Source organism: Bacteroidales bacterium, from assembly GCA_013314715.1.
Lineage (GTDB): Bacteria > Bacteroidota > Bacteroidia > Bacteroidales > GWA2-32-17 > Ch61.
On record JABUFC010000001.1, the window covers coordinates 36,677 to 57,683 of the forward strand.

Genomic DNA, 21,007 nt, shown 5'->3' on the forward strand with positions numbered 1-21,007 from the left:
GGGCAGCTTTTTTTATTTTATCAATAAGAGTGTTAGGTCTATTATATATAACAAATTGATTTATAATATTATTTGGGTGTTTTATGATTTATATTTGATAACTCCATGCACCTTTTTCTTTAACAATGTAAATGGAAATATTCGTGTCTTTTAACTTTTTTTTCCAAAAGTTTATTTTCTTTTGAGAACAAGAACTATCAATAATAATTTGCTTGGTATAAACATATTTTAATAGTTTTTGAATGTCTACTTTAGCTTCTTTTTGTAGTATAATAGCATCAACCTTTATGGTTGAATTAAATTTATTTTTAAAAAAGAAATCGTCATTGATAACTAAAATTTTATATCCATAAAAATTAAAAAAATGCTTTTTTGTGAAAATATTCGGATTATCGATTGTTGTTAGATTAGTAAATAAAAAAGTGGGTGTTAGTTGATGAAATGGCAATATTTTTTCTTGCTCTAATCCCATGCTTATCCAGTGATTTTGGAGAAAAATATGTATATTTTTTTCTTTATATAATTCGGCAAATAATACATTTTTGGTCCCATTGATAAAATTTAGTGTAGAAACCTGATTGATATTATATACATAAATATTTTTTTGCTGCAGTTGAATGAATTTATTATAGAAAGCTATTAATGAAAAAATGAAAATGGTAAATAATAAATATTTTAAATAATGAATTTTTTTTTGAATTAAATAAACCGTTAGAAATAAGAGAATTAAATATAAGAGAATAAGCTGAATTTCGTTAACATAAATGTTTGTAATTGTAGCTATCGGTAATTTTTCAATAAATTGTGTGAATCCATTCATAAAAAGAATGAGGTATTTCAAGCAAACATTAAAGATTATTGAAATAAATGGTATATTGTAAAATATTAAATTTAGTATAGTTAAGTATATTACAAACGATGTTATAGGAACGAGTACTATACCCGACAAAAGAAAATATGTAGGGAATTGATGAAAATAATAAAGGGATAAAGGAGTTGTAACAATTTGTGCGGCTATGGTAACACTTATTAAATCCCAAATAAATTGAATTATTTGATTTTCGGAATGAAACCAAGCTCGAATTTTAGGTTGAAAATAAACAATCCCAATTACTGCAATATATGATAATTGAAATCCTAAATCGAATAATAAAAACGGATTTATGCATAATATAAAAAAGGCAGAAGCTGCTAAAATATTGTAAATATTTGTGTGTCGATTCAATTGTTTTCCTATTGCAACAAAACTAAACATAGTTGTTGCTCTAACAACGGATGGTGATAATCCTGTAATAAAGGCATAAAACCATAAGAAAATAATAATAAGAAATAATTTAACCCATTTTTGCCATGAATTTTTTTTTAGAAAAAATAATATGTATTGAATAATTAAGTAAATAACACCAACATGTAAGCCACTAACCGCTAATATGTGAGTAGCTCCGGCAGCTACATACGATTGTTTAATTTCACTATCAATTTCGTTTTTATACCCAAGAGTGATGGCCGAAGCAATAGCACTTACTTGATTTGGTAAATTTAAGTCGTTAAAAATTGCTAATACTTTATTTCGGATATGTTCTGCAAATCTTATTATAGAAAAATTATGTTCCGATGAAATTTTTATCCAATCGTTTGATTTTAAAAAAGCGGATTGAGCAATAAAATGAAAGGCTAAATATGATTGATAATCAAATTCGTTCGGATTACCTTTGTTTTTAATAGAATCTAAATTAGGTTTAAATGCTATAATGTCGCCAATATATAATTTATTAGCATTGCTATCGATATTGATATATAAAATACAATTTCCTTTTGATGGTTTCCATTGATTTTGAATTTTTATACCTTGAATGTCAATATTAAGTTTTAAAAAATTTGCTTTTTTCTCGGGAGTATTTTTAATAACACCAATAGCAATGCTATTTTTAGATTTATTTTCTTTAAATTGATATTGAGGGTATTGTATGCTGGATAAAGTATATGAGCTTATAATTAAAAATATATAAAGTAAAAATCCCCAAAGAATATTATTGAATTGTTTATAGGTTTTACTGTTAATGAAATGAAGTATAATAATTCCACAAAATAAGGTAATTAAAAGAATTTCTAAAATTTGAATATTTAAATAAAATGGAAAAATTCGAAATGCAAATATTCCAATAATAAATGGAACGATAAGGCGAATAAAGGGATACTCGGCAAAGGGATAATTTTTTTTTAAAAACATAGATCATTATGGTGCTAATTTTCTATAGCCACTTCGTTCAATATTTGATTGATGTTGGGCTCTATCGTACATATAAAATACAAATTCGCAGCTATCAATATTAGTAGGCAAATTAAAGTCCATATTAACTTTTAATGTACATTGCAGAACTTTATTTATTCCTTGAGGTTGTATATATTTAGTTCTAAAGTAAAATGGAGTTTGAAGGGGAATTAAAACTTGCTGATTTTGAACTCGTTTATATAAATCAATGTAAATATTGTAATAATATTTTGAACCGGGATTAAAGGGAGCTAGTGTATCAGATGCTTGAAAACCAATGTCACCATCGCCATCAATGAGTGTAAAAATGAGCGTAGCTCTACGAATTTGGTTCCCAAGTTCATCTAATGTGTCTTTTATAGGAACATCAATAAATTTTATTTGTGGAATTTCAGAAACTTTTTCTGGTTTACGGCAAGCAGTGATTAAAAAAAATACCGAAAATAATATTGTTAAAATTCTGATAATCATATTATTTTTTTCTAAAATAAATTTCCATTGGACAACCTTCAAAGTTAAATTTTTCTCGAATACTATTTTCAATAAAACGTTTATAGGGTTCACGAATATATTGAGGTAAGTTACAATAAAGTGATATAGATGGGTAGGGGGTGGGTAGTTGGGTTACATATTTAATTTTTATATATTTACCTTTATAAGCAGGTGGTGGAGTTTTTTCTACTAATTCTAAAATAAATTCGTTGAGTTGGTGAGTACTAATTTTACGTTTACGGTTTTCGTATACTTCGATCGCTTTTTCAAGAATTTGGTGAATACGTTGTTTCTCTATTACAGAAGTAAAAATAATTGGAACATTGGTAAATGGGGCTATACGTTTAAGAATATGGTCGGTAAATTCTTTATGGGTATGATTATTTTTTTCTATTAAGTCCCATTTATTTACAACTAAGACAATACCTTTATGATTTCGTTCGATAAGACTAAAAATGTTCATGTCTTGAGCTTGAATTCCTTCTTGGGCATCGATAAGTAATATGCATACATCAGAATATTCAATTGTTCTAATGGTACGCATAACGGAATAAAATTCGAGATTATCGGTTACCTTTTGTTTTTTTCTTAATCCTGCAGTGTCAATAAGATAAAAGTTCATACCATACTTATTGTACTTTGTGTAAATAGCATCGCGAGTAGTTCCGGCAATAGGTGTAACGATGTGTCTTTCTTCGCCCATCAATACATTTAATAGCGAAGATTTGCCAACATTGGGTCTGCCAACAATAGCAATTTTAGGTAAGTCTTCTACTATCGATTCGTTATGATCTTGAGGTAGAAGTTCCATTACTTTATCTAATAAATCGCCGGTACCACTGCCTGTAATAGCCGAAACAGGATAAACTTCGCCTAAACCTAAGCTATAATAGACGTGAGTGTCGTATATTTTATCGTAAGTATCTATTTTATTTGCAACTAATAATATTTTTTTATTCGATTTACGAAGTATTTCTGCCACAGCCCAATCTAAATCGGTAATATCATTGGTGCCATCTACTAAAAATAAAACAACATCGGCTTCGTTTAGGGCAATATGGACTTGTTTGCGTATTTCTTTTTCAAAAACATCGTCGGAATTTATTATGTAACCGCCTGTATCTATAAGTGTAAATGTTTTTCCATTCCATTCGCAAGTTCCATAATGACGATCACGTGTTACGCCTGGCGTTTCGTGTACAATAGCTTGACGACTTTCGGTAAGTCTATTAAAAAAGGTTGATTTTCCTACATTAGGTCTCCCAATAATTGCTACTATTCCTGCCATATCGAATGTGTTTTATTTATAGATATATCCCAGTCGTTTTAACCATTTAGGATCGTTGCGCCAGTTCTTTAATACTTTTACACTTAAATCGAGATATATGCGTGTATCTAAAAAATCTTCAATAGCGATACGGGCTTCGGTTCCAAGTTGTTTAATGGCTTTGCCTTTTTGTCCTATAAGAATTGCTTTTTGGCTTTCGCGAGCAACATATATGGTTGCATATATCTTGGTATGTGTTTCTTCTTCAATAAATGAATCAATTACAACTTCGCATGAATAAGGGATTTCTTGTTCATATAACAGAAATATTTTTTCGCGAATAAATTCACTTACAAAAAAACGAATATTACGATCGGAGAGTGATTCGTTATCAAAATATGGTTCGTGTTCGGGTAAATACTCAATAATGGTGTCTAATAATTTTTGTGTATTAAAATGATGTAACGATGAAAGTGGTATGACAATGGCATTAGGAAAAAAATGTTTCCATTGTTGAATAAGTGTTTCAACTTGTTGCTGAGTTTTTGCTAAGTCAATTTTATTGATTCCTATTATCAAAGGAACTTTAATTTCTGATAATAGGCTAGGAATGGTGTGTTCGTTTGGATTTTCTTCAATTGTAGTTAAGTATAATAAAATATCGGCATCTTCTATTGCTTCGTTTATAACATCCATCATGCATTCCTGAAGCTTATATTTAGGCGAAAGCAATCCAGGAGTGTCTGAAAAAATTATTTGTACATTATTATCATTGTAAAAAGCTTTTATTCGATGTCGGGTAGTTTGAACTTTAGGGCTAATAATACTTAGTTTTTCGCCAATGATATTGTTCATTAACGATGACTTACCTACATTGGGCTTACCAATAATATTAACAAAACCAGCTTTGTACATGTATTAATAATAAAGAAACAAAGGTAATAAAAAGCTATAAAAATAAAAGTTTAAAAAATGAGTTTTATAAGCTTGCTACTTGTTTATCGTAATTTACTTGAAATTCTATTTTACCTTTTTCGTTATACCAACTCCAAATACCTTTTCTAAAGCCTAGATAATATGAACCCAGTGTTCTGATGGTGCCATCTTCGTACCAATTCTTATAGGCACCATGTTTAATTCCGTTGAAATATTCTTGTACAAATTTTATTTGACCTCCTTCGTAATATAATATCTGTTTATGATTGGGTTTAATATTTTCGTTAACTGCTAATGTGTCGTTAGTCATTTGTTTTTCGTTTTTTTGAGTATTATTACAACTCCATACGATACATATAAAGGCGATTAAATAAAAATATTTCATAAGCAACCTTTTTGATTTTTCAAATATATGACATAAAATTTTAAAATGCAAATTTTTCTTAAAAAAACTAAAAGGTTTTAGACTTTTTGTTTGATGATTCACTTTTTATTAATCGATAAAAATAAGCAATTATAATGTTTAGTTAAATGAAATTCTTGATATTTATATAAATTTATGTTGTTTAGTATATAATAAGAGGCTACCCAAAGGCAGCCTCTCTTTTTTATTATTAAACAAAGTGAGTTATTTTTCAGGAATACGCATTTTATAAAATGATCGCCATACAAAGTATAATGCAATGGCCAAAAGTACATAACCTACATAAGGAGCAATTGTTCTAAAATCGGGTGATATAGCAATCTCCATGGCTAAAAGTCCAAATAAAGTTGTAAATTTAATAATGGGATTAAGCGAAACACTTGATGTGTCTTTAAATGGATCGCCAACAGTGTCGCCAACAACGGTTGCAGCATGCAAATCGGTTCCCTTTTCTTTTAAATCAACTTCAACCACTTTTTTGGCATTGTCCCATGCACCACCCGCATTGGCCATAAATACAGCTTGGAAAAGGCCAAAAATTGCTATAGAAATTAAATAGCTTACAAAAAACGATGCTGCTGCTGTAGAATGTGCATCGCCAGTACCCGATGGGGCTGAAATAAATGCAAATGCTAAGGCAAAAGAGAAAATAGCAATAAAAATGTTAATCATACCTTTTTGAGCGTATTGAGTACAGATTTTTACTACTTCTTTTGAGTTTTCGGTCGAAGCACTAAGGCTGGCGTTAGGGTCAAGGTTAATGTGCTTTTTGATATATTCAACAGCACGATAAGCACCTGTTGTAACAGCTTGTGTCGAAGCACCAGTAAACCAATATACAACTGAACCACCTGCTATAAAACCTAAAATAGTCCATGGGTTTAAAATGTTTAAGATTTGTTCAGGTTCAATGTTTAAAACATTTTTAATTACTAATATTAAAGAGAAAATCATGGTTGTAGCACCCACTACAGCTGTTCCGATAAGTACAGGTTTAGCTGTTGCTTTAAACGTATTTCCAGCGCCGTCGTTTGCTTCGAGGTAATGCTTAGCTTTTTCAAAATCGGGTTTAAATCCAAAATCTCTTTCAATTTCTTCGCTTATACCTTCTTTCGATTCAATTAGCGAAAGTTCATAAATAGATTGTGCGTTATCGGTAACAGGTCCGTAACTGTCAACAGCAATAGTTACAGGTCCCATACCTAAAAAACCAAATGCAACTAAGCCAAACGCGAAAATAGTAGGATAAGCGGGTATTACGTTTTCTAATCCTGTGTTGCTTGCTACATAAGCAATTGACATTAAAAGAATAAATACCATACCTTGCCAAAAGGCACTAAAATTGCCGGCTACAAAGCCCGAAAGGATATTTAACGAGGAGCCACCTTCTTTTGATGCACGTACTACTTCGTTTACATGTTTTGATTTTGGACTGGTAAAAATTTTTGTAAATTCAGGAATTAATGCTGCACCTAAAGTACCTGCACTAATAATAACAGATAGAATGACCCATAAATTTTCAGATACAGCACCTAATAAAGTGCCGGGTCCTATTAAGAAATAGCTTGCTAAAAAGGTTACTAAAATAGAAAAAATGGAGGTTATCCAAACTAAATTGGTTAAGGGAACTTCAAAATCTAAATCATCGGTTTTGCTGTAACGTGCTTGAGATATGAAACGGTTAATATAAAATGAAAATACTGAGGTTATAACCATTAAAATACGCATTACAAATATCCATGTTAATAACTCAGTTTGATAGTCAACATTGGTTATAGCTAAAACAATGAACGATATTAAAGCAACGCCGGTTACACCATAGGTTTCAAAACCATCGGCGGTTGGTCCTACACTGTCGCCTGCATTATCGCCGGTACAATCGGCAATAACACCAGGATTACGTGGGTCGTCTTCTTTAATGTTGAAAACGATTTTCATTAAGTCGCTACCAATATCGGCAATTTTTGTAAAAATACCACCGGCTATACGCAAAGCACTTGCACCGAGCGATTCGCCAATAGCAAATCCTACAAAACTAGCACCGGCTAATTCGCGAGGTACAAACAATAAAATAATCAACATCATAATTAATTCAACTGAAATGAGCATAACACCAATACTCATACCTGCATCGAGGGGGATATTTAATAATTTAAGTGGTTTACGTTCTAACGAAGCAAAAGCCATACGGCTGTTAGCAAGGGTGTTCATGCGAATACCAAACCAAGCTACACCATAAGAGCCTAAAATACCGATGATGGTCCAGAATAAAATAAGTAAAACACCACCAAAGGAACTATGTTGTAAATAACCAAAATAGAAAGTAATAATAGCTGCAACGATAAGGAAAAGTACAGCTAAAAATTTACCTTGTTGGAATAAATATGTTCGACATGTTTGGAAAATAATATGGGCAACATCTAACATCGATTTGTGTGCTTTAATCTTTTTAACTTTCATAAATTGATAAAGCCCAAATAGCATACCTAACACAGTAACTATAAGACCATAATATAGCAGGCTGTTCTGACGTTCTGCTAATTCGGGAATTTTTAAATCAGCTTCGCTTCCAGACATGAAAAAAGGACTTAACAAAGCTCCTAATACTAACAGTTTTCGTTTCATAGATTATTTAGTTTTAAATTGAATAATTTACAAAATTGTTCAAAAATATGTTGTAAAACATAATTTTTGGCAAAAGTAATACTTTTTTGAATATAAATTCAATATTCTAAAAAATATTTTTACTCTAAGTAATTAATAACTCTAAATTTAAAAAGTATGTTCTATATAATCATTTATATCAATAAAAGCCGTCTATTTTGTTTTAGACGGCTTTATATTAAAGATTTTATAGGCTTGAAAGTTTATTTTTGTGATAGTTTAATGAACTTTTTAATATAAGTGTTATGATCCGATTGTGCAACTAAATAATAGGTTTCATTACCTGTAAGTAAATGTGTAGAAATGGCAATTGGATTATTACCGATTTTTAGTTTAAATTTACCTAAATTATCAATCAATTGACCCTTTGAGTTCATTATATAAATATTAATTTCTTGATTGGACTGAATAGTTATTTCCGCATTTGCTTGATTGATGACAGGGTTAGGAACTATTTGAATAGAAGCAATATCGGAATATTGAATGTTTGCCCATAGTGATGAATCTTTCATAATACCGCCATTGGTAGTAGTATCGACAATAAAATTTAAATTAGTAAGGTTGGCATTACCGTTACTGCTAACTGATAATCCGGTATAAGTGCTCAAAAGTGGAAGTCCGGGAATATCAACGCGTAAATTACAGTTGGAAAGGTCAGGTAAGTTATTCAGATTATAAAATCCGGTAGTGTCAGTTAAAGCCATTTTTATGATAGTTGGACCAGGAACTTGTTCAACTGTAATTTCGGCACCTGGTACGGGTTCACTTGCTGCTTTACCGTTTTTACTATTTAAAAAATGAACATAGCCTGACATACTGCATAATCCATTGGTTATACTTGGAGCTTGAATGAGTTCAATATTAAGTTGAAGGGTATCGTTACAAGAAACTTGTAGCATTGTGGCATCGGTCCAATAGGGAGAGTGCTGATAGTAAGTATTCCAAACATTTAAATTTGTACCTGTATAATTGGCTTTTAAATAATAACTGCCAGGGTATATGTCGTAAAAATCAAAATTTGGACCTTGTACACGTATGGTATCCATAATAGCAGCACCAAATTGACCTACTTGTAACAACAATACCTTAGCACTATCGATAGGATTTTGATTATAGCTTACATAGCCTTTAATAACAGGTAGTTCACTTTGTTTAGTAACGTATATCGAAGAATCTACATAACAGCCATTTTGATCTTCGATGGCAAGTAAATAATTACCTTCGCTTAAATTATATACAATGTTATTAGCATAATTTACACCGTTAATCCAGTATGTATAAGTGCCTGTACCACCCATTCCTTCAAAGTATATGGTACCATCGTTATTTAAGCAGGTGGGGGGAGTTAACTGAATGGTATCTATTAAAAGTTTACTAGGCTCTGTTATGAGTATATTTGTAAAACTAATGGTGTCGCAATAATTTGCATCTTTAATATGCAATTGATAATTGCCCGCATAATCTAACCAAATAATAGTATCGGTTAATTCAATGTAAGAATAACTATTGGCACTATCTAATGTATAAAAATATGGTTGTGTTCCACCTTGAGGATGAATTATAATATAAGCGTCGTTAGCACCATTACAACTTACGTTTACAGGTATAATATTTACTATAAATGAATCGGGTTGATGAATAGTAAAATTTTGAGTATTGGAACAACCGATCATATCCGATACGGTTACCGAATAATTACCAGCTGCTAAATTGTACATGTAATATGCGGCTGTTGAACCATTACTCCAATTAAAAATGTATCCATTTTGACCATTACCGCCCGATACATATAAATTTATACTACCAGAGTTCTGCCCATAGCATGATACATCATTAACATAAGTTTCGATTTTAATGGAATCGGGATGAGTAAGTTCATAATAACCATAATTGGAACATGATCCATCGGTAATAGTAACAAAATAATGCCCTGCAGTAAGATTAAACAACGTATCAGCGATTGAATTTGTGTTATATAATGTATCTAATAAAATATTGGTAGAACCATTGCTCCAGGTAATATAAGCCGGATAAGTAGTTGAAAGCATGGGGTGATACATATAAATTTTACCATTACTATAACCATAGCATGTCGGATTAAAGCCCATTAAATTCAGATTTGATGTTGTTTCATTTAATGCATAATGAGCAATCTTGGAGCAACCGTTAGCATCTGTTACTGTTAAATGATAAATGCCTGTACCAATTTCTATTATAGTTTGTGAAGTGTTACCTGTTGACCAGTTGAAGGTATAAGGAGAAGTGCCTCCAGTAACGTTTGCATATAATTGTCCATCTAATGAAGTACAATTGCTAGGATGTATTATTGAGTCGAAAAATACATTTATAGGTTGAGGTTCGTATATTTCAAATGAAACATCTGTTAATTGACATCCATTGGCATCGTTGATGTATAAATAATAATTACCGCTACATAAATCAGAAAATAAACCATTGTTGTAGTATTGACCATTATATTCTATTTGATATGGTGGAGTTCCATTTAAAATAGTTACTTGTGCAGTGCCGTTGCATAATCCAGGACATGTTACATCAGTAGTTGTAACATTAAATGTTATTGGTTGAGGGTCGTTTATGATAATATTGTTTTGATAAGATATGGTTTGTGCATTGGCATCCGTAATTTGAACTGTGTAGGTTCCTGAGCATAAATCTTGAAAATAAACCGTATCGGTTCCATTATAATTGTTTATTGTCATCGAGTAACCTACTAAATTTAATGTATAGGGTGCAACACCACCTGTTGCACTGGTAATTTTTATTTTACCGTTACATTGACCATAACAAGTTGGATCAATTGTTTCGTAGGTAATTGAAAATTGAGCATGAATGGTGCCCAACGATAATAAAAATGTAAAAAGAATAAAAATTTTTTTCATAGCATGAATAGTTTATATTTTATACAAATATAAGAAACTTTTTTTTATTTCATTATGAGAATGTTAATTTTTTTTATCTATATATCAACAGCCTTTTTAGTTTTTTTTATTTTATCTCGTAAACAAAATCAGTGTACATAGTGCTTGAAGTGTAAAAGTAAAATTTTAGTATCCATATTTACCTTTCCAGCATTTCGATAAATATTTTTTCAATTCATTTTCACGGGGGTTATTAGATGGGGTATAAAAAATAGTACCTACAATTTTTTCTGGTAAAAATTCTTGATTTACAAAATGCCCGTCAAAACTATGAGCGTATTGATAATTTTTACCGTAGCCTACCTCTTTCATCAACTTGGTGGGAGCATTGCGTAAATGCAGAGGAACCGACAAATCGCCTGACTTACGAACTTCTTCAAACGCTTTTTCGATAGCCATATATGCCGAATTACTCTTAGGCGACGAGGCTAAATAAATAGCGGTCTCAGCTAAAACAATGCGAGCTTCGGGCATACCGATTTGATGTACGGCATCGAAGGTAGAAGTTGCTAACAATAATGCGTTAGGATTAGCTAAACCAATATCTTCGGCAGCTAGTATAACCATGCGACGGGCAATAAATTTTACATCCTCGCCACCAGCCAGCATGCGAGCCAGATAGTAAATAGCCGCATTCGGGTCGCTCCCACGAATCGATTTTATAAAGGCTGAAATAACATCGTAGTGCATTTCGCCATTTTTGTCGTAAATGGCAAGTTTTTCTTGCAAAATAAGTTGAACGTAATTGTTAGTAATGACTAGAGTGTCTGTGTTTTCTGATGTAAATAATAATTCAATAATATTGAGTAACTTGCGAGCATCGCCTCCGCTAAAATGAATAAGGGCTTCGTATTCTTTGACTTCAATTTTTTTTCGTTTAAGTTCTTTATCGTTTTCGATAGCCCTATTGACCAATTTTTTTAAATCGTTTTCTGTCAGTGATTTTAATATATAAACCTGGCATCGTGATAACAAAGGAGTAATTACTTCAAACGAAGGATTTTCGGTTGTAGCACCTATTAAAATAAACAAGCCTTTCTCAACTGCATGAAGCAAAGAATCTTGTTGTGATTTTGAAAAACGATGAATTTCGTCTAAAAAAACAATAGGAGTTTGCTGATGAAAAAGGGGACTTTTCTCGATTTTATCAATTACCTCACGTACATCTTTAACTGTGGAATGCGTGGCACTTAAATGAAAAAAAGGTCGTTGCAATAATTGAGCAATTATAAGAGCAAGTGTAGTTTTTCCAACACCTGGAGGTCCCCAAAGAATGATAGACTGTAGGTTATTGTTTTCGACCATTTTTCGGATTACTCCGTTCTTTCCAACTAAATGTTCTTGCCCAATAAAATCGTCAAAATTCTTTGGACGCATACGTTCTGCTAAAGGTTCCATTGTAATTTTTTTAATTTACAAATATACGTTACATTAATTAATTAAAATTACTTGCATTATATGATATTTGTATTTAAAAAAAAGTGTATCTTTGAATATTAATAATAATATGATTATGAACTACTTTTTTCTCGTTCTTTCATTTATTATAGGATTATTATTGGGTGCTGGTATTATATTTTACTACTATAAAAAAAGAAAATGTCCAAAACAAGAATTACAAAATTGGCAAGAAACCTTTGATGCCATTAGCGACCCTATTGCAATATTAGATATTGATGGTAAGATTTTGCAAGCTAATAAAGCAATGGAAGTTTTTAAATCTAATTTTCAAAATGAAATAGTTGGTCATTATTGTTTTGAGTTAATGCATCATACAAAAGATCACATTGAAGGTTGCCCGTTAGTTCGTTCTAAAAAATCACACCAAAGGGAAGAAACGGAGTTAAAAATAAAAAACAAAGTTTATTTGGTTTCTGTTGACCCTATTTTTAACCACAATAAAATATCACGATTTGTTCATATTATTAAAGATATTACCCATTTAAATAAATTAAAAATTGAAATGGAAGAAGAAAAACGCAAATTTGAGACACTCGTAAATAATTTACCAGGATTTGTTTACCGATGTGCTAACGATAAAGATTGGACCATGGCTTATATAAGCGAAGGTTGTTATGCAATAACTGGCTATACATCAGATGATTTTATAAACAATAAAACGTTATCGTTTAATGACGTAATAGCCGAAGAATATAGGGATTTTTTGTGGGAAAGGTGGCAAAAAAAATTAGCCCAAAGAGAATATTTTGAAGGTGAGTACGAAATAGTTAAAAAATCGGGTGAACGCCGATGGGTTTGGGAGCGTGGACAAGGAGTTTTCGACGAAAAAGGTAACCTTTTGTTTTTAGAAGGCTTTATTACCGATATTACCGATAAAAATATAATATTTAATGCCCTTCAGGAAAGCGAAGAAAAATTTAAAGCGCTCTCTGATTCAACTACAGCTTCCATTTTTATATATCAAAATGACAAGTTTATATATTGTAACCCAGCTACATCTGATTTAACCGGATATACTACCGAAGAATTATTAAATATCAATTTTTGGGATGTTGTTCATCCTGATTACAAAGAATTGGTTAAAGAAAGAGGAAGAATGCGGTTAAAGGGCATACCACAACCGCCTAACTACGATTTTAAAATTGTTCGTAAAAACGGCGAAGAACGATGGATAAAATTTAGTGCAGGATATTTGACCAACTATAAAGGCAAACCTGCAGCAATAGGAACAGCTATAGATATTACCGATTTAATCGATATTCAAAGCAAGTTACAAGAAACGATAGCTCAACTCGAAGAAGGAGAACGTTTATTAAAGCAACAAAACGAAGAATACCAATCGCTCAACGAAGAGCTAAGTCAAAACAATCAACATATTTTAAAACTAAATGAAGAACTTATAAAAGCTAAAAACAAAGCAGAAGCAAGCGATCGCTTAAAAACTTCTTTTTTAAATAATATCTCACACGAAATTCGAACTCCACTTAATGCTATTTTAGGTTTCACGGATTTATTAAGTAAAAGAAATGTAAGTGCCGAAAAATCAGCTCAATATTTAAGTATTATCAAAGCCAGTGGAAATCATTTATTAAATGTTATTACCAACATTATTAACGTTGCAACAATAGAAGCCGGCGAAGAAAAAATATATTACCAAAAAACTAATATTAACCAACTTATTCAACATATTATTCAATCTTTAAGTCCATTAATTACAAATAAAAAAATCAATATTCAGTTAACGGAATGGTTGCCAGATGATAAAAAGTGGATTTTAACCGACGAAACTAAGCTTCAGCAAATAGTATCTAATTTGTTAACTAATGCTATTAAATTTACCGAAGAAGGGTATATTCATATAAAAGTAAAGCAACAAGATCAACAACTTATTTTAAATGTAAAAGATACTGGAATAGGCATTGATGAGTCGCTACAACCTTATATATTTGAACGTTTTATGCAAGTGGAAGAGATTGCCAAAAAACATCCGCACAGTGGTATGGGCTTAGGCTTATCGCTTGTAAAGTCGTATGTGACGATCATGGGTGGAACCATTTCGCTCAATTCTAAAGTTGGAGTTGGAAGTGAATTTAATATAGTTTTACCTTACTTACCTATTGACAATAAAGAAGAACAAATAATAAACAACAAAATTTTTAATCTCCCAAATAAAAAAATCCTTCTTGCCGAAGATACGCAGACTAACATTGATTTGATAAAAGAAATCCTTGCTCCTTTTCCGGTTTCGTTGATTATTGCAATGGATGGTATTGAAGCCATTCAAAAATTGAAAGAAAACCCAGACATCGCTCTTATTCTAATGGATATTAAAATGCCTAGGATGGATGGTTATCAAGCTTGCGAAGAAATAAAAAAAATATTATCTGATAAAGTGCCTATAATAGGTTTAACCGCTTATGCCAACGAACAAGAATATGAAAAAATGAATAAATGTGGAATGGAAACTTACTTAACTAAACCCGTGAATGCTATACAGCTTTTATCTATTTTAGAGAAATATTTAAACCATAGTTAGTTTTTGTATATTTATTCTCCAATCAAATCAAATTCATATGAATCGGTTATTTTAACATTGTAAAATCTTCCAATTCGATATTTATTCGTATCTTTAATAAGCACTTCGTTGTCAATTTCAGGCGAATCGTATTGTGTACGACCAATCATATAACCGTTTTCTTTTCTGTCTATGATAACCTTTTGGTATGTACCAACAAAACTGCTATTGATATTGCTTGTAATTTCTTGCTGAATTTGCATTATGGTAGATAAGCGTTGTTGCTTAATTTTGCTGGTTATAGAATTTTTGTAATGTTTATCAGCATAGGTATTTTCTTCGTGAGAGTATGCAAATGCACCTAATTTTTCAAAGCGAAAATCTTTTATAAATGCAATAAGCTCGTCAAAATCTTTTTTTGTTTCACCCGGATGACCAACTAAAACTGTTGTGCGTAGATGAATGCCTGGTACTTGTTTTCGCAATTTATATAATAATTGCTTTAGTTGGGTTGCGGTGGTGTTTCGTTGCATAAGCTTAAGCATATTATCGCTGATATGCTGAATAGGAATATCAATATATTTGCATACTTTTGGATTGTGGGCAATGGTTTCAATCAGTTCCTGAGTAAAAAATTGTGGGTAGGTATAATGAAGACGAATCCATTCGATGCCTTCGATGTTGCTTAATTCGTTGATTAAAGTAGCTAAGCTACTTTTTTTATAAATATCTTTTCCATAATAAGTTAAATCTTGAGCAATGAGTATAAGCTCTTTTACTCCTGATTTTGCTAAGTTGGTAGCTTCGCTAACCAAGTGCTCGATGGTTTCTGATTGGTATTTGCCGCGAATGGCAGGTATAGCGCAAAACGAACATTTTCGGTTGCAGCCTTCGGCAATCTTTAAATAGGCATAGTGTGGGGGAGTAGATATCATTCGAGCTTGTTGGTTAAAATCAAAAGCATAGTTTTTTTTAAATTTTTCTATGATGGTTGAAAAGTTATGGACGGTAAAATATGCGTCAACTTCGGGTATTTCTTTACGAAGTTCGTTAAAATAACGTGTTGAAAGGCAACCGGTAACAAAGATATTTTTGATAAGCTGTTTTTTCTTAAGTTCAATGGCTTCGAGTATGGTATCGATCGATTCTTGTTTAGCATCTAAAATAAAGCCACACGTATTAATAATAAGCGTATCGGCTTCTTGAGGACTATCGCAAAACTGAACCGGTATATGTAGGTTTTGTATATTAGCAGCAATTTTTTCTGAATCAACGGTATTTTTTGCACAACCAAGGGTAATGATTTTAACTTTACGATGCATGAGTCTTAACTAAAGAGTGATTCTACAAAAGCATATTTATTAAAGAGTTGTAAATCGTCCATTTTTTCGCCAATGCCGATGTATTTAATGGGAACATTGAATTCGTGTGAAATACCTATAACAACTCCGCCTTTGGCAGTGCCATCGAGTTTGGTAACGCAAATTGCATTAACGTCAGTAGCTTTGGTAAATTGTTTCGCTTGTTCGAAAGCATTTTGCCCGGTAGTGGCATCGAGAATAAGTAAAATTTCGTGAGGGGCATCGGGAATCACCTTTTGCATGACTCTTTTAATTTTTGAGAGTTCGTTCATTAAGTTGATTTTATTGTGCAAACGACCGGCAGTATCGATAATAACTACATCGGCGTTGTTTTTAACGGCAGAAGAGAGTGTGTCAAAAGCTACCGATGCTGGGTCGGCTCCCATTTGTTGTTTGATAATTGGGACTCCAATACGTTCTGCCCAGATAGTAAGTTGTTCAACAGCGGCAGCACGAAAAGTATCAGCAGCTCCAAGGTAAACATTTTTACCAGCTTTTTTCATTTGATGGGCTAACTTGGCAATGGTAGTGGTTTTGCCAACTCCATTAACGCCCACAACCATAATGACATAAGGCTTTTTAGCATCTACAAAATTAAAATCTTGAACTTCGCCGGCATCTTTCATTAGTTTTGCAATTTCTTCTTTAATAGCTTCGTTGAGCTCGTTGCTACTGATAAATTTTTGTTTGGATGCTCGTTCTTCAATTTTTTTAATAATGGTAATGGTAGTATCAACGCCTACGTCGGCACTAATTAAAATTTCTTCGAGTTGGTCGAGGGTATCATTATCAATGGTTGTTTTACCAACAATCATGCGTGTAATACGCTTAAAAAATCCTTCTTTGGTTTTTTCTAAACCTTTATCGAGGTTTTCTTTTTTTTCTTTAGAAAATAGTCCAAAAAATGCCATTGAGTTATATATTTATTAAACACAAAAAGCTTTCTCCTTAAACAGAAGAAAGCCTTATGCATAATTTTATTTTTGTTTTACTTTTTAGCTAGGTAATCTTTAACAAATTCAGTGCCTACCATTTCTTCTTTAAATTCGTATGCTCCGGTTTTTTCAGATTTTACCATGCGAATAACTTTTACAAAATTTTTATTTTGTCCGCCTGACTTAAACGATGCAACAGCTTTCTTTGCCATAGTCTATAATTTTATTTAATTTCTTTATGAACAGTTACTTTTTTTAAATAAGGATTGTATTTTTTTAATTCGAGACGTTCGGGTGTGTTTTTTTTGTTTTTGGTTGTGATATAGCGTGACATACCTGGAACGCCGCTTGCTTTTTGTTCGGTACATTCGAGAATTACTTGAACTCGATTACCTTTTTTTGCTTTTGCCATAACCTATCGAATCTTAATAGTTTTTAATATAACCTTTATCAATTGCTTCTTCTAAAGCTTTTTTTAAACCTTTTTTGGAAATAATACGAAGACCATGTGCAGATACTTTTAATTCAATCCAACGACCTTCGTCTTCTAAATAAAATTTTTTGGTTTGTAAGTTTGGGTTGAACTTACGTTTAGTGCGATTGTTGGCATGAGAAACATTGTTTCCTGTCATCGCTTTTTTTCCTGTAATTTGACAAACTCTTGACATACGCTTATGTTTAACCTAATTTCCCTTTTTTTTGGACTGCAAAGTAACTAATTTTTATTTAAATAAACAAATATTTATAAGATTTTTTTCTGAACACAAAGTGGTTAATAATATTTTGATTTTTATTAGAATAGTAGAATAGGATTTTCTTTTTATGAACAATTATTGCTAAATTAGACTCAATTTATGATTGAGCTAGTAAAAATATGAAATGATATTTTTCGATAAAAGGAAAAAATGACGAGCGTGATTATTCGTTTTTTTTACCTATTTTTAATAATTCTATTTCGAATACAACGGAACTATATGGTGGAATAATACCTGTAGAAGAGCCTTCTTTACCAAAAGCCATAAAAGAGGGGATAACGAAAATGGATTTTTCGCCTTCATGCATCATCCCTATGGCTTTTTCGAGGCCTTTTATTACTTGCCATTCGGAGCCATAAACAAAACTAAAAGGTTCATTTCGTTTGCGTGTGCTATCAAAAAGTTTTCCATTTAAAAAATAACCTTCAAAATGGACAGTTATGGTATCGCCATAGTTTACTGTTTTGGAATTACCTTTATTGATGGGAATTTTATAAATGACGGTATCGTTGGGCATGTAGTTTATGTTTCGTTTTTCAAGATAATTTTTTAGAACTTTTTTTTCGTATTCTCCAAAATCTTCGACCCAAGCTAAAAATTCTTCTTTATCTTTTTTAAATTCTTCGGCTGTTTTTACTGTTTCAATTTTTAAAATAATTTTAAGATAACTTTCGGGTGGAATAAATAAAGGTAGTGGACTTTCGAGTGTCTTTTCAAAAAAAGGATCGGCTTTGATAAAAAAAGCAGCACTATCGCCTTCACTTAGCATATAAAAGCAGTCTTCGATAGCACCTTCATAAAGGGGTTTTTCTATTTTGGCTGTACGTATGGCATCGAAAAAAATAGAATCGTCGGCAGTAGCGTATTGAATATGAAAAGTTACATAATTGCCTTCTTGAACATACTTGTTGGCTTCGCCTATACCTAATAATTTAAAGTAAATACCTTTGTCGGTTAATTTGTAACCAGTGATTTTCGATTCGTTACAACTTATAAAAAAAAGTAGTGTTACGATGATCGAAATATAATAACGAATCATTTTAAGTCCATTATTTGACTCTTCCAATTTTCGATCTGAGCTTGTAAGATGCGTCGTATATATTTACCTATTATATCAAATTCTAAGTTTACAACGGTGCCTACTTTTATTTGATGAAAATTAGTAACTTGATATGTGAAAGGAATTATAGCAACGCTAAATTTACCCGTTTGAGCGTTTACTACTGTAAGGCTTACTCCATTGACGGCAATGGATCCCTTTTCGACATTGATATTGCCAGTACTAGGGTCGTATTCGAAAGTAAAATACCAACTACCATCAACTTCTTTTATATCTGTACAAATAGCTGTTTGATCAACATGTCCTTGTACTAAATGACCATCAAGGAGTTTATCCATCGTCATGCTACGTTCGAGGTTCACTTTATCGCCCACTTTTAACAAACCTAAATTGGTTTTGTCGAGTGTCTCTTGGATAGCAGTTACGGTATATGTTTCTTCTGTTTTTTTTACGACGGTTAAACAAACTCCATTATGAGCTATACTTTGGTCTATTTTTAAGTCTTTTACAAACGAACATTGCATTGTTATATGCAAATTGCCTCCATCTTTTTCGAGTTTTACGACTGGAGCAGCTTCTTCGACAATACCTGAAAACATATTTTATTATTTTTTTACAAAAGTAGTGATAAAATTATAAATCGACACTTAAAAAAATCATAAAGTTATGTTTAAAAGCTTTAAAGGTTGGTAATTTTATTTTCTCTTTGTTTAGTAAGTAAATGAACAAAGCAATTATGATCAATAAAAAATATATTATATTCGTGGATATCAAAATAAATGGCTATTTATTTTCAGATTGTATTCTAATAGCTTCGAGGTGAATAGCTTCGAGCATTAATTTAATGAATTCTTTGTTAAGTCCAAGATCATCGGCTTTTTGTAGTCGGCTTTCAATAATTTCACGCCAACGTTTTAATTGTAAAATGGAGATTTGATGGTCTTTTTTATATTGAGCCATTTGTCGAACGACCTCCATTCGTTGCGATAATAATTCTATAAGTTGATTATCGATAGAGTCGATTTTTTCGCGAAGTCGAATAAGTTCTAAATGCTCAATTTCGTTTTTGACGTTGCAAAAGTTTAATTTATCGAGTAATTGTATAAGTTTAGCGGGGGGGAGTTGTTGTTGGGCATCGCTCAGAGCTTCTGATGGATTGATATGAGTTTCGAGCATTAAACCATCGTAGCAGAGGTCTAAGGCTTTTTGAGCAATTTTGTAAATGTATTTGGTGTTCCCGGCAATATGACTGGGGTCGGCAAGGATGGGAATTTCGGGATATTGAGTTTTTAAATCGATTACTAGCTCCCATTTGGGAATATTGCGAAGATGTGTGTATTCAAATGGATAAAAACCTCGATGAACGGCGGCTATTTTTTTTATTCCACTTTTGTAGATACGTTCTATCGCACCTAACCAAAGTTTTAGGTCGGGATTCATCGGATTTTTAATAAGCACAATACTGGAAGTGCCTTTGAGTGAACTGGCAATTTGTTGGACAGAATAAGGGTTTGAAACAGTTCGAGTGCCAAGCCAAACAACGTCAATATTATTTTTTAAACACAATTCAACATGAGAGGGGCTCATTACCTCTACGGCCAGCTTCAAACCGAAATCGCGTTTAATTTCTTGCAACCATTCAAATGCAGGTTCGCCCATGCCTTCAAAATCGTTGGGACTTGTGCGAGGTTTCCAAACACCAGCTCTGAAAATGCGTATGCGAGGGTCGTTTTTTAATGCTTGTGCTGTTTGGTAAACCTGATTGCGGTTTTCGGCACTACATGGTCCTGCAATGATTATCGGAAAAGGTACATCGCCATCAAACCATTGGGTTATTGGAACTATGTTAAACGATTTTTTCACGCTACAAAGATATGATATTATACCTTAATCTGGTTATTGGCATTATTTTTTTCACAACTTTTA

At 32.0% G+C, this 21,007-nt stretch carries 17 protein-coding genes; 1 reads left to right on the plus strand and 16 read right to left on the minus strand.

Annotated elements, in window-relative coordinates; all coding sequences use genetic code 11:
* Window positions 1-88 precede the first annotated feature (88 nt).
* The 8 genes from HPY79_00130 to HPY79_00165 all read right to left on the minus strand — a co-directional run bounded on the left by HPY79_00130 (window position 89) and on the right by HPY79_00165 (window position 12,392).
* Window positions 89-2,230 (minus strand): ComEC/Rec2 family competence protein, encoded by a 2,142-nt coding sequence (locus HPY79_00130; protein NSW44226.1) that lies wholly within the window; start codon window positions 2,228-2,230, stop codon window positions 89-91.
* A 6-nt stretch (window positions 2,231-2,236) separates the two neighbouring features.
* Window positions 2,237-2,743: a hypothetical protein gene (locus HPY79_00135; protein ID NSW44227.1), complete on the minus strand. Its 507-nt coding sequence runs from the start codon at window positions 2,741-2,743 to the stop codon at window positions 2,237-2,239.
* A gap of 1 nt (window position 2,744) precedes the next feature.
* Window positions 2,745-4,052, minus strand: a complete 1,308-nt coding sequence (gene der / locus HPY79_00140) for a ribosome biogenesis GTPase Der (GenBank protein ID NSW44228.1) — start codon at window positions 4,050-4,052, stop codon at window positions 2,745-2,747.
* A 12-nt stretch (window positions 4,053-4,064) separates the two neighbouring features.
* Window positions 4,065-4,946, minus strand: coding sequence for a GTPase Era (era, locus tag HPY79_00145; protein ID NSW44229.1), 882 nt, complete (start codon window positions 4,944-4,946; stop codon window positions 4,065-4,067).
* Between the two features lie 64 nt (window positions 4,947-5,010).
* Window positions 5,011-5,352: a hypothetical protein gene (locus tag HPY79_00150; GenBank protein ID NSW44230.1), complete on the minus strand. Its 342-nt coding sequence runs from the start codon at window positions 5,350-5,352 to the stop codon at window positions 5,011-5,013.
* A gap of 243 nt (window positions 5,353-5,595) precedes the next feature.
* Window positions 5,596-8,016 (minus strand): sodium-translocating pyrophosphatase, encoded by a 2,421-nt coding sequence (locus HPY79_00155; GenBank protein ID NSW44231.1) that lies wholly within the window; start codon window positions 8,014-8,016, stop codon window positions 5,596-5,598.
* Between the two features lie 242 nt (window positions 8,017-8,258).
* Entirely contained in the window at window positions 8,259-10,955 is a 2,697-nt protein-coding gene (locus tag HPY79_00160) for a hypothetical protein (protein NSW44232.1), read from the minus strand.
* A gap of 165 nt (window positions 10,956-11,120) precedes the next feature.
* A complete protein-coding gene (locus HPY79_00165; GenBank protein ID NSW44233.1) occupies window positions 11,121-12,392 on the minus strand; it encodes a replication-associated recombination protein A in 1,272 nt (423 codons plus the stop codon).
* A gap of 115 nt (window positions 12,393-12,507) precedes the next feature.
* On the opposite strand from HPY79_00165, the gene HPY79_00170 reads away from it, so the two are divergent.
* A complete protein-coding gene (locus HPY79_00170; protein ID NSW44234.1) occupies window positions 12,508-14,991 on the plus strand; it encodes a PAS domain S-box protein in 2,484 nt (827 codons plus the stop codon).
* 11 nt (window positions 14,992-15,002) lie between these two features.
* On the opposite strand, the gene rimO is transcribed toward HPY79_00170, so the two are convergent.
* The 8 genes from rimO to HPY79_00210 all read right to left on the minus strand — a co-directional run bounded on the left by rimO (window position 15,003) and on the right by HPY79_00210 (window position 20,926).
* Window positions 15,003-16,292: a 30S ribosomal protein S12 methylthiotransferase RimO gene (rimO, locus tag HPY79_00175; protein NSW44235.1), complete on the minus strand. Its 1,290-nt coding sequence runs from the start codon at window positions 16,290-16,292 to the stop codon at window positions 15,003-15,005.
* Between the two features lie 5 nt (window positions 16,293-16,297).
* Window positions 16,298-17,242 carry a signal recognition particle-docking protein FtsY gene (gene ftsY / locus HPY79_00180; protein ID NSW44236.1) on the minus strand — a complete coding sequence of 315 codons (945 nt, stop codon included), beginning with the start codon at window positions 17,240-17,242 and terminating at the stop codon, window positions 16,298-16,300.
* Window positions 17,243-17,319: 77 nt separating this feature from the next.
* Complete coding sequence (locus tag HPY79_00185) at window positions 17,320-17,478, minus strand: DUF4295 domain-containing protein (protein ID NSW44237.1); 159 nt, start codon at window positions 17,476-17,478, stop codon at window positions 17,320-17,322.
* An 11-nt stretch (window positions 17,479-17,489) separates the two neighbouring features.
* Entirely contained in the window at window positions 17,490-17,678 is a 189-nt protein-coding gene (rpmG, locus tag HPY79_00190; protein NSW44238.1) for a 50S ribosomal protein L33, read from the minus strand.
* Between the two features lie 13 nt (window positions 17,679-17,691).
* Window positions 17,692-17,934, minus strand: a complete 243-nt coding sequence (locus HPY79_00195) for a 50S ribosomal protein L28 (GenBank protein ID NSW44239.1) — start codon at window positions 17,932-17,934, stop codon at window positions 17,692-17,694.
* A 250-nt stretch (window positions 17,935-18,184) separates the two neighbouring features.
* Window positions 18,185-19,060 carry an FKBP-type peptidyl-prolyl cis-trans isomerase gene (locus HPY79_00200; GenBank protein NSW44240.1) on the minus strand — a complete coding sequence of 292 codons (876 nt, stop codon included), beginning with the start codon at window positions 19,058-19,060 and terminating at the stop codon, window positions 18,185-18,187.
* A complete protein-coding gene (locus HPY79_00205) occupies window positions 19,057-19,680 on the minus strand; it encodes a riboflavin synthase (protein NSW44241.1) in 624 nt (207 codons plus the stop codon). The genes HPY79_00200 and HPY79_00205 overlap by 4 nt, the downstream gene beginning before the upstream one ends.
* Before the next feature lie 184 nt (window positions 19,681-19,864).
* Entirely contained in the window at window positions 19,865-20,926 is a 1,062-nt protein-coding gene (locus HPY79_00210) for a bifunctional 3-deoxy-7-phosphoheptulonate synthase/chorismate mutase type II (GenBank protein NSW44242.1), read from the minus strand.
* Window positions 20,927-21,007: the final 81 nt, after the last annotated feature.

What these genes read in the sequence shown, in the direction of transcription:
- der (NSW44228.1), bottom strand. Translation starts at nt 4,052, where the DNA reads ATGGCAGGAATAGTAGCAATTATTGGGAGACCTAATGTAGGAAAATCA.
- HPY79_00205 (NSW44241.1), bottom strand. Translation starts at nt 19,680, where the DNA reads ATGTTTTCAGGTATTGTCGAAGAAGCTGCTCCAGTCGTAAAACTCGAA.
- HPY79_00150 (NSW44230.1), bottom strand. Translation starts at nt 5,352, where the DNA reads ATGAAATATTTTTATTTAATCGCCTTTATATGTATCGTATGGAGTTGT.
- rimO (NSW44235.1), bottom strand. Translation starts at nt 16,292, where the DNA reads ATGCATCGTAAAGTTAAAATCATTACCCTTGGTTGTGCAAAAAATACC.
- rpmG (NSW44238.1), bottom strand. Translation starts at nt 17,678, where the DNA reads ATGGCAAAAGCAAAAAAAGGTAATCGAGTTCAAGTAATTCTCGAATGT.
- HPY79_00155 (NSW44231.1), bottom strand. Translation starts at nt 8,016, where the DNA reads ATGAAACGAAAACTGTTAGTATTAGGAGCTTTGTTAAGTCCTTTTTTC.
- HPY79_00165 (NSW44233.1), bottom strand. Translation starts at nt 12,392, where the DNA reads ATGGAACCTTTAGCAGAACGTATGCGTCCAAAGAATTTTGACGATTTT.
- HPY79_00130 (NSW44226.1), bottom strand. Translation starts at nt 2,230, where the DNA reads ATGTTTTTAAAAAAAAATTATCCCTTTGCCGAGTATCCCTTTATTCGC.
- HPY79_00185 (NSW44237.1), bottom strand. Translation starts at nt 17,478, where the DNA reads ATGGCAAAGAAAGCTGTTGCATCGTTTAAGTCAGGCGGACAAAATAAA.
- HPY79_00195 (NSW44239.1), bottom strand. Translation starts at nt 17,934, where the DNA reads ATGTCAAGAGTTTGTCAAATTACAGGAAAAAAAGCGATGACAGGAAAC.
- ftsY (NSW44236.1), bottom strand. Translation starts at nt 17,242, where the DNA reads ATGGCATTTTTTGGACTATTTTCTAAAGAAAAAAAAGAAAACCTCGAT.
- HPY79_00200 (NSW44240.1), bottom strand. Translation starts at nt 19,060, where the DNA reads ATGATTCGTTATTATATTTCGATCATCGTAACACTACTTTTTTTTATA.
- HPY79_00170 (NSW44234.1), top strand. Translation starts at nt 12,508, where the DNA reads ATGAACTACTTTTTTCTCGTTCTTTCATTTATTATAGGATTATTATTG.
- HPY79_00160 (NSW44232.1), bottom strand. Translation starts at nt 10,955, where the DNA reads ATGAAAAAAATTTTTATTCTTTTTACATTTTTATTATCGTTGGGCACC.
- HPY79_00135 (NSW44227.1), bottom strand. Translation starts at nt 2,743, where the DNA reads ATGATTATCAGAATTTTAACAATATTATTTTCGGTATTTTTTTTAATC.
- era (NSW44229.1), bottom strand. Translation starts at nt 4,946, where the DNA reads ATGTACAAAGCTGGTTTTGTTAATATTATTGGTAAGCCCAATGTAGGT.